A 14235-nucleotide genomic window follows, 5' to 3' on the forward strand; every position below is an offset into this window, starting at 1 on the left:
TGTTGAAAACTCCTTCATTCTATGCGAAAAAATACGAAAAAGGCAAGGCTGACCTTAGGAAAAGAATAATATTATTCTTTTCCTAAAGACAGCCTTTAGTCCTTGTTTATGATGAATGGGTTACTTCTACTTCCTGGTATGCTTCTATTCGTTTAAGGGCGCCCGGTTCTATTTCTTCTACAGCCTTTGCTGCTTTTTCTAGAGCTAATTCATATTCATAAGATCTAAACAAGCGCTCAGACTCACTGAGTTGGGCTGCAAGAAGTGGATACTGACTACGATATCTATTTGCATATTGAATAACCTGTTCTGTTAAATATGCCTGTTCTAACATCATATCCGTTTGCTCTATCACATTATCAATCGCTTTTTTGGATTCGTTCAAAGCGTGTTGAACTTCAGCCATATCCAATGGTTGTTTTTCCAATGCCTTCACAACACGGCTGTTTTTCTCTGAGGCGGTCTCTATCATATTCCAGATGAAAGTTGGAACACCAGGGATATTGCTTTTTTTCAACTTTCGACTTGTGTCGTAAAGCTCTCCCCTCATTTCCCGTAATTTCTCTTTTGCCTCTATTTCATCCTTACGCAAATTTTGAATTCGCTTTTTGAATTCTTCATGATTCTGTTGCAGTTCTTCTATTTGAACAAATCCGTTTTCAAGCTCTTCCCGTAACTGGGAATGAGATATATCCGCGGTTTCCATATCATTGGATAACTCTTCCAATTGACTTTTTAACGAACTAATTCTTTTATCCAAGGCTAAATAACTTTCCATATCACTGTCTTCAAAGTAATAGGTTTGTTTTAATTGTTCTACTTCTGTTTTCGTGTCTTGGAATGTATTGCTTAATTGATCTACTGAATCTCGAAAGCTTGGCATTTGACTTTCTACATAGTTCTTCGCAATTGCTTCTTTTTCCAAGAGCTGATACATCTCTTTAACTCTTTCATCAATTTCCGTAACCATTTCTTCAATTCCGGATGTATCCCCACTTTCCAACTTATTGACAGTATCTAAAAGTTGCTCCTTATACGCACGTATCTCCTTTTCAAAGGCAAGATGGTCCACACGATATCCATCCTTTTTCATCTCTTTTAGGCCGGCGTATAATTCATCAAGTTGCGTGGGCAATTCGTGTCTGCACATCTTATAAATAGCCGGAAACTCATCAATCTGTTGTTCTAGCCCTTCCAAACTAACCTTAAGGTCATCAATGGTTTGCTTCGCTTCATAATAATCTCCGGTTGACACTAAATCATAATATGTCGCCAGTTTTTCTTCTAATTCATCAATTTTTAGATCAAAATAACGTTCTGCTTTCCCGTATTGATATCGATTTTGGGAGAGAGCCTTACGTAAAGCTTTTATATTTGGCTCTATGTTTGTTGCCTCGGTTCGGCTTGTTTCTTCAGATTCAAGGAGATCATCGACTTCCTTCAACATTTTTTCAATATCATTTTCAATCGAATATAATACCTTCTCTGTATTATTTAATGTTTTTTTCGCTTTGGAAAACCGATAGCGATCTGCCGCTTCTTCTGCATCAAACAAATGTTCTTCGATATCCGGTAATTCTTTTGTTAGGATGAATTCTAATCGCTCTTTCCAAGCTTCGAATTTTTCCTGCGTTTCCCCTGATAAATTCAGACTTTTAATACGTCCAAGCTGCGAAGCAATGTTCCGGTCCATAATGTCCATTTTCCAGGCTTCATATTTATCCACAACATCATATACCCTCTTGCGTAAGATAAGTCCAATAATAATTAATGCGATAATAACTAGTATAATTCCAATGATGTATGCCATATCCAGATGCCTCCTAAAGATACTTCTATATAAGAGGGTGAAGCCTCTTGAAGAAAGAACAGGTAGTAGTATAAGATCGTAATTACATAATATAGTATCTATGATACCATGTTAAGAGCAATTTTGGCTAAAAAAATACAAATTAATTAAGAATTCGTGCCTTTTTTTATGATTTTTATTTCATTTCAGCAGTTACATCTTTTTGATCCATAATAAAATCCAACCAATAATGGATTGTTTTTACATATTTTTTTGCGAATACGTTATGGGAGTATTCACCCACCACTTGATCTTTCCATTCATTCTGCAGAACATACGGAGTGAGCAACATTCCCTTAAGCTGCATTAATAAAAACTGTCTGTCCACTTCGCTTTTCTCAGGCACATGTAACGCATCGAAAAACGTATTACTGATAATATGATTTTCCTTTGCCAGATAAGTCACAGCCATTTCTCTTACAAAAATGGAATCAAGCGATAATTCCCTGTGAATAAAACTGGAAAATTGATGATTATGCTGTTTATATTGTATAATGACAGAGATTAATTCTTTTAATTTTTCCAATGGAGTTAACGATTCTGTTTCCTCTAATGTCTCTTCCATGATTCGTAAATATGCTTCATAATACTGAGTGACCGCATATTCCAAAAGGCCTTGCTTACTCTTAAAATAATAGCTGATCAATGATACGTTTACATCGGCCTTTTCAGCGATATCTCTTACAGATGTGCCGCTGAACCCTTTTTGAAAAAACAGGGAAGAAGCAGCATCGATAACTTTTTGTTTAGATGGATTCTTTTTCATATCTACTCAACTCCTTAGTGGGGTGTTCAAAAAGGAGAATAAAAAAGACCGAGAAGTTCGAGGCGGCATAGCTTTAAAGCGCAACGGAACGTATACAATTAATACGTGAGTAGCGAAAAAGCAACCTTTCGTGCGAAATTCGTTGTCATTTTTTACCGGACTTTTTGAACATCCTCTTACATTATCCATTACGACAAAGAGACTAATTATCCTGCATTTTTTTCTCGACAAATCTCTCTGGATTGTCGAAATAGTTATAAGAAAAGAGGAAGATTTATGGTTCAAACAACTACGTATGCTGAAAACAAAATGAAAGACTATGAATTAATGATCAAACAGCTGGATGCACTTAGTAACGACGAGATGGATCACATTGCGCTGCTGTCCAATGCATCTGCATTACTAAACCAATTCTTAACAGAAATTAATTGGGTTGGTTTTTACATTTGGAGAAATCATGAGTTAGTTCTCGGCCCTTTCCAAGGACTACCTGCATGTATTCGAATCGCGTATGGCAAGGGTGTCTGCGGTACTGCCATGAAAGAGCGTGAAACGCAGCGTGTCGCTGATGTAAACCAATTTCCTGGACATATTGCTTGTGACGCCGCTAGTCAATCCGAAATTGTTGTGCCAATTTCCTTAGAGGATAATCTTTATGGTGTACTCGATATTGATAGCCCAATTATAGATCGGTTTGATGAAATGGATCAACATTATCTTGAAAAATTCGTTCGTGTGTTAGAAAGACATTTAAACAAATGACACGTTTTGTGACGAATAAATTTCTTTCTTCATTGTAACATGGAATACGAGATTGACAGGCATAAATAAATAGTTGACTTTTCGCTGTATAACTTATATACTATTTTTTGTGTAAAATAATAAAAGTAGCCTATGTGAATTTGCGCTTGAACCCATTGTGTTCCTCGTTTTACTGGATTTTTAAGCACAGATAAAGAGGTGTATCGTGTAACTCTCTGCTGCTGGAGCGATGGTACATGAAAACATAATGGACAACGTAGTGTTCACGCGCGTTTATTTTATGCAAAATAAACTAAGAAGGAGAAATTTATATGTCACGCTATACTGGATCCGTATGGAAGAAGTCACGTCGGTTTGGCATTTCATTAACGGGAACTGGTAAGGAATTGGATAAACGCCCTTACGCTCCTGGTCAACATGGTCCTAACCAAAGAAAGAAAATGTCTGAATATGGCCTACAACTACAAGAAAAGCAAAAATTGCGCTTCACTTACGGATTAAATGAACGTCAATTCGTTAACTTGTTTGAAAAGGCTGGAAACATGAAAGGTATCCATGGTGAAAATTTCATGATTCTACTTGACTCACGCCTTGATAACATGGTTTACCGCATGGGGCTCGCCCGTACACGTAAACAAGCACGTCAGCTAGTTAATCATGGTCATGTTACAGTAGATGGTAAACGTGTTGATATTCCATCTTATACCTTAGTACCAGGGCAAGTTGTCGGTTTACGTGAAAGATCGAAAAATCTCGACATCATTAAAGAGGCTCTTGAAGTAAACAACTTTGTACCGGAGTATATAACATTTGATGAAGATAAAATGGAAGGAACATACACGCGTTATCCTGAGCGTTCCGAACTTCCAGCTGAGATTAATGAAGCGCTAATTGTTGAATTCTACTCTCGTTAAAATTAATCGGATTTTAAACCCTAGAAATGAGGTCACACCATTTCTAGGGTTTTTTATGCATTCTACACTTGCGGGTATAAGCTATTTTCTTTTCCATAATCCAAACGGAAGACCTCCCTATTTTTATTTCCTTCATACATTTACAACTCAGTCACACATTAACACAGACATTCTCATACACCCCCATAATAGAACCAGCTTTTTAATAGTGAAGCGCATATGGCTTGCGTCGTATAAACAGGAGAAAAATTTTATTTAAAAAAATCTGTTCCAAAAAATTGAATACGGAAATAAAGAATGCTATAATATGAATTAATTTAATTATTTGAATAAAAATAATTAATACTTCAATTCATTATTTTGAAACAAGAACATGTAATTTCTATGAAAGGGAGGAATGTTCAATGGGAAAAATGAATCTAGAAATTGCTACGAAAATTATGGAACAAGCTGAGGCCGAAGCATCAAAGCTAGGCGTCCAAATGGTTATTTCCGTTTTAGATGAAGGTGGTAACCTCGTTGCAACGCACCGTATGGATGATGCTTGGTTGGCAAGTATTGACATCGCTCAGAATAAAGCATGGACGTCTGTAGCTTTAAAAATGCCTACTTCTAACCTCGAAGAAGCTACAGTACCGCATGCGGAACTGTATGGACTTAATACAACCAACCAGGGACGTATTGTCGTATTTGGTGGTGGTTTTCCACTTGAGAAAGATGGAAAAGTTGTAGGTGCAATTGGGGTGAGTGGGAGTACGGTTCCCAACGATGTAAAAGTAGCAGAAGCAGGTGTTAATGCATTCAATGAGCTTCATTTAGAAAACATGAGATAACGACAAAGAAGGAATATGTCGATAACAAAAGCTCGATGAGGCTGGAACAAAAGTGATTTTAACAAATAAATTCCGGACATATATCGCTTCGGAAATGTTCGTTTTCTTAGTTAAAACCGTTTGTTTGTCCCAGTCTCTCTTTTCCGGTACGTAACGAAATTCAACGAGCCCGAAAAGGGACCAGGACCCATGGTATGTATGAAAATAGCAAATGTGCTCATTCGTGTAGAATAAAATAATTCTATGGTACATCGTTTTGCATAATGTGCTCATTCATGTAGGATAGAAGGGTTCTATGAGGCTGTAGTTAGTCGACCTACCTTTCCAAGCAATCCGACATGTGCTTTCACTCGCAAGCTAACGTTTAGACCAAGCTTTTGCCGAAACCATCCGTAATTTTACCCACGGGGCAAAGTTAATACTTTACTTCTGTCTATGGCCCGCAATCAGCAAGTCTTCTTTATCATGTGGGGTGTGCTCCAGTTTGGAGAATCGCGACCCTAACAGAATTTTCTAATGTTGTTGTATCATCTGCTGATTGGCAATCGGCACACCCAAACTGAGCGTGTAGTCAACCAAGCCGGCACTGAAACTAAATCCGGCGGTCCACTCAAACATTGCTGCAATAAATAAAGATAGACCTGTCAATGCTGCGTGTACCACATACAATACAGGAGCCAGGAACATGAATGAGAATTCAAGCGCCTCTGTAACACCGGTAAAGAATGATGCGAACGCAGCTGCCATTAAGAGAGAAGCAGCTTGCTTTTTCCGCTTCGTTTTGGCCGTATGATACATTGCCAGCGCTGCTGCTGGTAATCCAAACATCATAATCGGGTAAAAACCTGCCTGATAACGACCGGTAATACCTTGTTCCCCTTCACTGGCCCAGAAGTTAGCAATATCATTGATACCTGCAACGTCAAACCAGAAAATGGAATTGAATCCGCTTACAAAATAATATAAAGATAATACCTATTGATATAGGCATCATGCATTTATTTCATGTGCTGGTTATCACCTTTTAGAGACTGTGATGATAATCGTTTCTCCTAGCTTTCCTTCTTTTTCATCCGTCATTTTGAACGCTTTGTCTATTTCCTTTTCATTCGTGATAACAATAGGGGTAATATCACTTTCTGCATTATTTTGGATGTATTCCAAATCGAAATCCATCAATGGCTGACCAACAGATACCTCATCTCCGGTATTGACATGAACATTAAAGCTTTTTCCGTTAAGTGTGACTGTCTCCAGTCCTATATGAATCAGAATTTCAATTCCATCCTCCGTGCGCAGTCCGATAGCATGTTTGGTTTCCGGGATCTGAGCAATTTTACCATTAACCGGAGAATAAATATTTCCTTCTGACGGCTTGATAGCTATACCATCTCCCATCATTTTTTGACTAAAAACCGGATCAGGTACTTCCTCTAATGGAATAATTTCACCGGTAATAGGTGCATAAATTTCTGCAGTCTGCCCCTCCTTTTCCTTTTTGAACCAATTTTTGAACATGGCAGATATCTCCTTTCTTATAGTAACTGTGGATCTTCTTTAATACGAGGCATTTGTTTGAAAAGGCATGGGAGGCATTACTTTCAAAGACCACCATGCCTGATACAATTAATATTTATTTTATCCAAATATAGCTTATCATGTAAGATGTCTAACGACAATAAATCTGGTTTTTCACCTAATGTTTGTAGAATCCCCCTTTATGTGTTTTTATTCAAAACGTATTAAGAAGTATTTTTTCTTTCCGCGACGAATAATAGTAAATCTATCTTCCACACGATCAGCAGCAGTTAGCTTGTACGCTAGATCTTGCTGTCTTTCCCCGTTAATATAAATCGCGCCATTGTTGATATCTTCCCTAGCTTGCCTTTTGGAGGAGGAAATGGAGGCATTTACTAACAAATCAATCAAACCTGTTTCCTCATGTGATGCCTGGTAGGTAGGAACATCTTTAAAACCTTGTTCAATATCACTGGCTGAGAGTTGCTTCAAGTCGTCACTAAATAGGGCGTGAGATATTTTTTGCGCTTGCTCTAGCGCTGATTGACTATGAACATCCCTTGTCATCTCTTCAGCTAAACGTTTTTGTGCCGCACGGTTTTCCGGTTGGTTGATCAATTCATCTTCCAGTTGCTGTATTTCTTCTTCAGAAATAAAGGTGAAGTAACGCAAGAATTTCAACACGTCACGATCATCTGTATTAAACCAGAATTGATAAAATTCATAGGGAGTTGTTTTTTCCGGATCTAGCCAAATAGCGCCGCCTGCAGTTTTCCCAAATTTCGTACCATCTGCTTTTGTAATTAAAGGGACAGTTAAACCAAAAACTTCTGTGTCCGTATTCTCATTTTCCCTTGAACGTCGAATTAATTCCATCCCTGCTGTAATGTTTCCCCACTGGTCACTACCACCAATTTGTAATGTACAATTCTCCTGTTCATACAGTTTGAGATAATCAAGTGATTGTAAAATCATATAACTAAATTCTGTAAATGTAATTCCCTGTTCAATACGTGCTGAAACCGATTCTTTTGACAGCATATAATTGATACCGAAATGTTTACCAGCATCACGCAGAAAATCAATGACCGTCATACTTGCCAGCCAATCATGATTATTTCTGGCAACAACAGGATTTTCACCTTTATCAGATTCAACCAGTCTGGCAATTTGCCGCTCTACTTTTTCACTGTATTCTTTAACGACACTGTCTTCATTTAAAGATCGCTCACTCGTGCGCCCACTGGGATCACCAATCATGCCTGTGCCGCCACCAACAAGTGCAATCGGTTTATGGCCAGCTTTTTGAAATCGCTTCAGCATCGTAATTGGCACCAAATGACCTATATGCAGGCTATCTGCAGTTGGATCAAACCCACAATACAATGTTACCTGATTGGCTGATAAATGTTGTTTTAACCCCTCAAAGTCTGTTGTCTGTTGAATTAAACCACGCGTTTCTAAATCTTGCAAAATATCCATTCTCTTCACACTCCATTCTAATTGTTTTAGTCAATATAAAAAACTCCTCCCTGAAAATAAGGGACGAGTTTACACGCGGTACCACCCTTGTTGCACATAAGTGCCACTTGGGGTTGTTAACGATGTTTATCACCGTTTCTTTAAGGATAAAGAAAATGCTCCAGATTGTAATTCGCCTGCAAATATATACCAGCTTGCACCCGCCGCCGGCTCTCTATAATAGGGAAATGCATAACTACTAATTCTTTCTACGCACGGTTTAGTTATTATTTATATTCATACCATATTCCCATCTGAAAAGCAATACTTACTCCCCTATATACCAAAATACAATTATGCTATAATTTAACCATGGTATGATAGGAGGTTTTTCAGTTGGACGTTAAGCAATTATATCATAAATATAAGAAAAAAATAAAGAAAGCCTGGATTACCGGCGATATCCAACGCTCATCACGGGTTACATATGATGTAACTTGGAATGTTATCTTGTTCTTTCTTATTATAGGATTCATTGGCTTATTTTTTGCTGGTGGTATTGGTGCAGGATATTTCGCTTCCCTTGTAAAGGATGAACCTGTATTAAGCTATGAATCTATGGAACAGGATATATATAATTATGAAGAAACATCGGAATTATATTTTGCAGATGAGCAGTCTCTTGGTGATATTCGTTCAGATCTCCATCGCGAAGAAGTTGATTTGGAAAACATCTCTGAAACATTAATTCACGCGGTAATCGCTACCGAGGATGAATATTTCAATGAACATGAAGGCGTTGTTCCAAAAGCAATTCTCCGTGCAGTCGTACAGGAAGCAACAAATGCAGATAATCAGTCAGGTGGCAGTACGTTAACCCAACAACTTATTAAAAATCAGGTTTTAACAGATGAGGTTTCCTTTGAACGAAAAGCAAAGGAAATACTGCTGGCACTTCGTTTGGAACGATTTTTTGATAAAGGTGAAATTCTGGAGGCTTATTTAAATATCGTTCCATATGGCCGTGATGCCTCTGGTAGAAATATTGCCGGAATACAAACGGCCGCAAAAGGGATATTCAACCTTAACGCAGATGAGGTTAACTTACCACAAGCCGCTTACTTAGCAGGGCTTCCTCAAAGTCCTTCATCCTACACCCCTTTTTCCAATCAAGGTGATCTAAAAGATGAAGACGATTTAAAGGCTGGGCTGAACCGTATGAAATCTGTGCTACAACGGATGTATGACGAAGGATACATTACAAACAGCGAGTACGAAGAAGCACTTGATTATGACATTGTTGGAGATTTCGCTGATAAATTTCAATCACCGATCGAACAATATCCATCCCTTACCTTTGAATTACAGGATAGAGCAACAGATATTATTATGAAACATATTGCGAATGAAGATGGTTATACCTCTGAGGATCTGAATAATGATGCAGATCTTAGGAAGGAATATGAGGAATTAGCGGAGCGTGACCTGCGACGTAGTGGATATCAAATTCACTCCACGATCGATAAGGATATTTTTGATACCATGCAAGAAATCACGGAGAAATTTGATAACTTTGGACCTGATACAGTAACAACGGTTGAACTAGAAAACGGGGAAGAGACTGAGATCACACAACAAGTGCAAGCAAGCGGTATATTAATAGAAAATAGCTCAGGCAAAATTATTAGTTTTGTTGGGGGCCGCGAATACAATGAAGATAACCAGCTAAATTATGCTACTAATGCAGTTAGATCAAATGGCAGTACGATTAAACCACTGCTGGTTTATGCTCCAGCAATGGAAAAGGGTATCATTCAGCCGGGATCACCAATTGCTGATGTCGATCTGCCAATTGGTCCACAAGAATGGGAACCAAGCAACTACAGCGGTGCACATTATGGTATAATTCCGGCGCGAAAAGCATTATCTAATTCCTATAATGTTTCCACAGCCAGGATTTATTCTCAAATGATAGAAGATGACCCAGGTGAATATATTAAAAAGATGGGAATTACAACCATAGCAGATGAGGAATTCGAGAATCCATCATTATCAATCGGAGGCACTACCACTGGTGTAACCTTAGAGGAAAATACAAATGCCTTTGCCACTTTTGGAAACAATGGACAATTCGCTGATGCCTATATGATTGATAAAATAACAACGAAAGATGGAGAAACCATTTATGAACACGAAAATGAAACAGAAGATGTATTCTCTCCGGAAACAAATTATTTAACGATAGATATTTTAAGAGATGTTATGGACGATGGAACAGGAACTCATGTTAACAGCCAACTGGCAAACACGAGCGTTGATTGGGCTGGCAAAACTGGTACTTCACAAGATTGGGAGAATGCTTGGTTTGTAGCAACGAATCCAAATGTAACGTTTGGAACATGGATGGGCTATGACATACCGGATTCCCTATACCGTTCATCAGACCCTCAGGGCTATAGCTACAGGGTACAACAATTTTGGGCAGAGCTGATAAATGGTGCTGCAGAAAGAAATCCAGATTTAATTAATCCTTCATCATCCTTCGAGCAGCCTGATGGTGTCGTTGAACAAAGTTATTGTTTAATATCCGGAATGCTCCCTTCAGACCTCTGTGAAGAAGTTGGCCTTGTTCAAACCGATTTATTTAATAAAAAATTTGTACCGGAAGAAACCGACGATAGTCTGATAAGAGCTGGAAGCAATGTAACGGTAAATGAAAATGACTCAGATACATCCAGTGAGTTTGTTGAAGGTAATGGAATTACTTTCAATCCTGAATTCCTAGAACAAAATAACTACGACCGGCTAAATGATATTACAGAACTTTATCCACGTACAAATCGAGAGCGATGGGAAAAAATCGGTTTTCCTACCGGGGAGAATTTGATTGAGGAAGATCAAATTGAAGATGAAAACGATAATAACGATGACGATGGGAACAATGACGATGATGATAATGATGAAGATGATGAAGACGATGAATAAAAGTAAAATGGGAGGCAAGGCCGATTTCCAGGCCCCTCCCCTTCTTTTTTATTTTATTTTTTTCTCGAATCACTAAAATTTCAATCAAATATGCTGTATAATGAATGTGAAAGCGCATTAATTCCTCTACAGGTGGTGAAATAATGAAGCATACAAAGACCTACCATTCTTTAATACGTGAAACTGCTAGTGAACGGATTACAATGGAGGGCCCATTGAATCGGGAAACATTAAAAAAGTATGATTTTCATGAAGATCTCATTGCATTCCGCCCTGCAAAGAAGCAATTTGAGGCATTGTTAAACATTGCTGATCTCCCGGAAGGACGCATTATCATTGCGAGAACAGAGGATACGATTATTGGATATGTTACATATATACACCCGGATCCTTTAGAAAGATGGTCAACATTTCGCATGGATGATTTACTTGAATTAGGAGCTATTGAGGTCATTGCTGACTACCGTGGCGCAGGGATTGCTTCTGGATTGTTAAACGTTTCTATGAGAGATGATTACATGGAAAATTATATCGTTATCTCAACAGAATATTACTGGCACTGGGACTTGGAACAAACCAAATTAAGCATTTGGGACTATCGTAAAGTGATGGAAAAAATGATGGCTGCAGGAGGGCTTTCACCGGCACCTACCGATGACCCTGAAATCATATCTCATCCAGCAAACTGTCTGATGGTGCGAATTGGAGAAAATGTATCAGAAGAATCAATCAAGCAATTTGATCAACTTCGATTTCTAGGGAGAGAGCAAAACCGACATATGAGGGAGGGGTTTTAAATGCTAGTGGAAGAAATTATGAAAACACAAATCATTACCTTATCACCTACGGCATCAATAGCTGAGGCATTACAGCTATTACAGAAACACCGGATCAGACATATTCCTATTGTAAATGAGACATTTAACATTGTAGGTATTGTCTCTGACAGGGATGTACGTGATGCCAGTCCTTCCATTTTTTATAGAGATGCGGATAAAAGTGAACTGGAAAATGATATCCAATCCATCATGAGCAGCCCGGTTGTAACCATTCATCCACTTGACTTTGTAGAGGAAATTGCTCGTATATTTTATGACGAGGAATTTGCTGCGCTCCCTGTTGTTAAAGAAAATATCCTTGTAGGAATGGTTACTGAAAAAGATATGCTGGATACATTAATACAATTGACGGGAACCAACGTACAAGGCTCCCATATAGAAGTAAAAGTTCCACACCAGCCTGGTATATTGCCTGAAGTAACATCTATCATAGGGGGAAGAAAAGCAAATATTATTTCTGTATTGGTCTATCCATGTACAGATGATCCAAGGTTTAAAATACTGGTATTTCGTATTCAAACAATGAATCCAATGCCTGTCATACACGATTTAAGAAATGCTGGATTTGAATTAATGTGGCCAAATAATATCTCGGAGCCAAAACTATGACAGGTAAGGCTGCTTTTATTTACTCAGACGCATTACTAAACTATCATTTTCATCCGGATCATCCTTTTGATCAGAAACGGGTCATATTAACAAAAGAATTAGTAGAGGCTGCAAATCAATTACATCCAAATGAGATTGTAGAACCTCGAATGGCCACAGAAAATGAATTGGCCCTTTTTCATGATCGCGCATATATTGAAGCCCTTAAAAAAGCCAGTAAGGGCCATTTAAGCGAAAATGAAGGATTGGAGTTCGGATTAGGAACTGAAGATACACCGATGTTTTTAGGGATGCATGAAGCATCTGCTTATTTGGTTGGTGGCAGCTTGACAGCGGTGGATACTGTATTGGAAGGAGATTTCTACCATGCTGTCAATGTGGGAGGTGGTCTCCACCATGGATTTAATCGACGAGCGTCTGGCTTTTGTATCTATAATGACGGTGCAGTAGCTATTAAATACATTCGAAAAAAATATGATTTGAAAGTTTTATATGTTGATACAGATGCCCATCATGGAGATGGAGTGCAATGGGCTTTCTATGATGACCCGAATGTTTGCACATTTTCAATACACGAAACCGGGAGATATCTCTTTCCCGGAACAGGAAATGTCAATGAACGAGGTATTAAAGAAGGTCATGGTTATGCATTTAACCTACCTATTGACGCTTTCACTGAAAATGAATCTTTCTTGCAGGGATATGAAACTGCCTTTAAAGAGATTGCAGCATTTTTCAAACCGGACGTAATCATAACGCAAAATGGTGCGGATGCCCATTGTTTTGATCCATTAACCCATTTATGCGCAACCATGGATATCTATGAAAGGATACCAGCATTAGCCCATGAATTAGCCCATCAGTACTGTAATGGAAAATGGATTGCATTAGGCGGCGGAGGTTATGATATTTGGAGAGTAGTCCCCCGTGCATGGGCGCAGGTTTGGAATGTGATGAAAACTGGAAAACCAGCGAAAGGAAATATCCCTGTGACCTGGTTAAAAAAATGGCAAGAGAAATCGCCCGTTACATTACCAGCAAAATGGCAAGACCATAGCGATATCGTTCCAACGATTCCAAGAAAAGCGGACATAACCGAAAAAAACGGGAAGCTCCTGCAAAATTTGCTCAAGTATACAAATCCTATTAAATAAATGCAAAGACGCCAGCTCAGACGGAAGGGCTATAGGATGTATGGTCAGTGCAGAATTGCGACAAATGACTTCGGTGGGATGAGCATTTATGCGCAATCCCAAATGGCTTCGGTAGGGGGAGCATTTATGCGTAGTCCCTAGACGTCGCAATCTTAGCCAGACTTCCTTGCTATAACAAGAGGGGACTACTGAGTGTCAGCCCCTTTCTCTGTACCTCTTCCATGATCTAATATCACAATCTCGACTATGCTATTTTGACCTTTTATTCTCTGAATGAGTATTTATATAAGTTCCTGCAGTACTAATCGCTCTGTTCTGTCCGTGGATATCAAATTATTTAGATCATGTTCATCTAAGTATTTTTCAATATCGTCCATTAATGTTTGTATATGTTTTCTTAATTTTGCGTATCATCACTATGATCCAGTAATGCTGTTGAAGCGTCACATTCATTTGAAGTTTCTCATTTTCCATATGGTTTGAACAATGACCTTTCATTCCTCGTACAGGTGCTTATTCACCGACCACGATCATAAACATAATAA

At 38.5% G+C, this 14235-nt stretch carries 11 protein-coding genes, 1 pseudogene and 1 other annotated feature; of the genes and pseudogenes, 7 read left to right on the plus strand and 5 right to left on the minus strand.

The window, feature by feature from the left end; all coding sequences use genetic code 11:
• Positions 1-106: 106 nt before the first annotated feature.
• Together ezrA and refZ are read right to left on the minus strand one after the other, a co-directional pair.
• A complete protein-coding gene (gene ezrA / locus KFZ56_RS12660; protein WP_222642284.1) occupies positions 107-1810 on the minus strand; it encodes a septation ring formation regulator EzrA in 1704 nt (567 codons plus the stop codon).
• Between the two features lie 175 nt (positions 1811-1985).
• The gene (gene refZ, locus KFZ56_RS12665) at positions 1986-2615 is read right to left on the minus strand and encodes a forespore capture DNA-binding protein RefZ (RefSeq protein WP_222642285.1); all 630 of its coding nucleotides are present in this window, start codon (positions 2613-2615) and stop codon (positions 1986-1988) included.
• Between the two features lie 276 nt (positions 2616-2891).
• Here refZ and msrC point away from each other — a divergent pair, with 276 nt between their 5' ends.
• The 3 genes from msrC (at position 2892) to KFZ56_RS12680 (ending at position 5124) form a co-directional block, all read left to right on the plus strand.
• Entirely contained in the window at positions 2892-3377 is a 486-nt protein-coding gene (msrC, locus tag KFZ56_RS12670) for a free L-methionine (R)-S-oxide reductase MsrC (RefSeq protein ID WP_222642286.1), read from the plus strand.
• Positions 3378-3688: 311 nt separating this feature from the next.
• Positions 3689-4291 (plus strand): 30S ribosomal protein S4, encoded by a 603-nt coding sequence (rpsD, locus tag KFZ56_RS12675; protein WP_222642287.1) that lies wholly within the window; start codon positions 3689-3691, stop codon positions 4289-4291.
• Between the two features lie 404 nt (positions 4292-4695).
• Positions 4696-5124, plus strand: coding sequence for a GlcG/HbpS family heme-binding protein (locus KFZ56_RS12680; protein ID WP_222642288.1), 429 nt, complete (start codon positions 4696-4698; stop codon positions 5122-5124).
• Between the two features lie 534 nt (positions 5125-5658).
• Here KFZ56_RS12680 and KFZ56_RS12685 read toward each other — a convergent pair.
• The 3 genes and pseudogenes from KFZ56_RS12685 to tyrS all read right to left on the minus strand — a co-directional run.
• Positions 5659-6066 (minus strand): annotated as a pseudogene (locus KFZ56_RS12685) (PTS transporter subunit EIIC); the annotation flags it as partial.
• 75 nt (positions 6067-6141) lie between these two features.
• Positions 6142-6642: a PTS sugar transporter subunit IIA gene (locus KFZ56_RS12690; protein ID WP_222642289.1), complete on the minus strand. Its 501-nt coding sequence runs from the start codon at positions 6640-6642 to the stop codon at positions 6142-6144.
• Positions 6643-6852: 210 nt separating this feature from the next.
• On the minus strand, positions 6853-8124 hold the full coding sequence (gene tyrS / locus KFZ56_RS12695; protein ID WP_222642290.1) for a tyrosine--tRNA ligase: 1272 nt from the start codon (positions 8122-8124) through the stop codon (positions 6853-6855).
• Between the two features lie 56 nt (positions 8125-8180).
• Positions 8181-8384, minus strand: a binding site (T-box leader).
• A 115-nt stretch (positions 8385-8499) separates the two neighbouring features.
• On the opposite strand from tyrS, the gene KFZ56_RS12700 reads away from it, so the two are divergent.
• From KFZ56_RS12700 to KFZ56_RS12715, 4 genes are all read left to right on the plus strand, one after another.
• Entirely contained in the window at positions 8500-11088 is a 2589-nt protein-coding gene (locus KFZ56_RS12700; RefSeq protein WP_222642291.1) for a transglycosylase domain-containing protein, read from the plus strand.
• A gap of 143 nt (positions 11089-11231) precedes the next feature.
• Positions 11232-11885, plus strand: coding sequence for a GNAT family N-acetyltransferase (locus KFZ56_RS12705; RefSeq protein WP_222642292.1), 654 nt, complete (start codon positions 11232-11234; stop codon positions 11883-11885).
• The gene (locus KFZ56_RS12710) at positions 11886-12536 is read left to right on the plus strand and encodes an acetoin utilization AcuB family protein (protein ID WP_222642293.1); all 651 of its coding nucleotides are present in this window, start codon (positions 11886-11888) and stop codon (positions 12534-12536) included.
• A complete protein-coding gene (locus KFZ56_RS12715) occupies positions 12533-13690 on the plus strand; it encodes an acetoin utilization protein AcuC (protein WP_222642294.1) in 1158 nt (385 codons plus the stop codon). The genes KFZ56_RS12710 and KFZ56_RS12715 overlap by 4 nt, the downstream gene beginning before the upstream one ends.
• Positions 13691-14235: the final 545 nt, after the last annotated feature.

Origin of the sequence: Virgibacillus sp. NKC19-3 (assembly GCF_019837165.1) — a bacterium.
GTDB classification, from domain to species: domain Bacteria; phylum Bacillota; class Bacilli; order Bacillales; family Amphibacillaceae; genus Virgibacillus_L; species Virgibacillus_L saliphilus.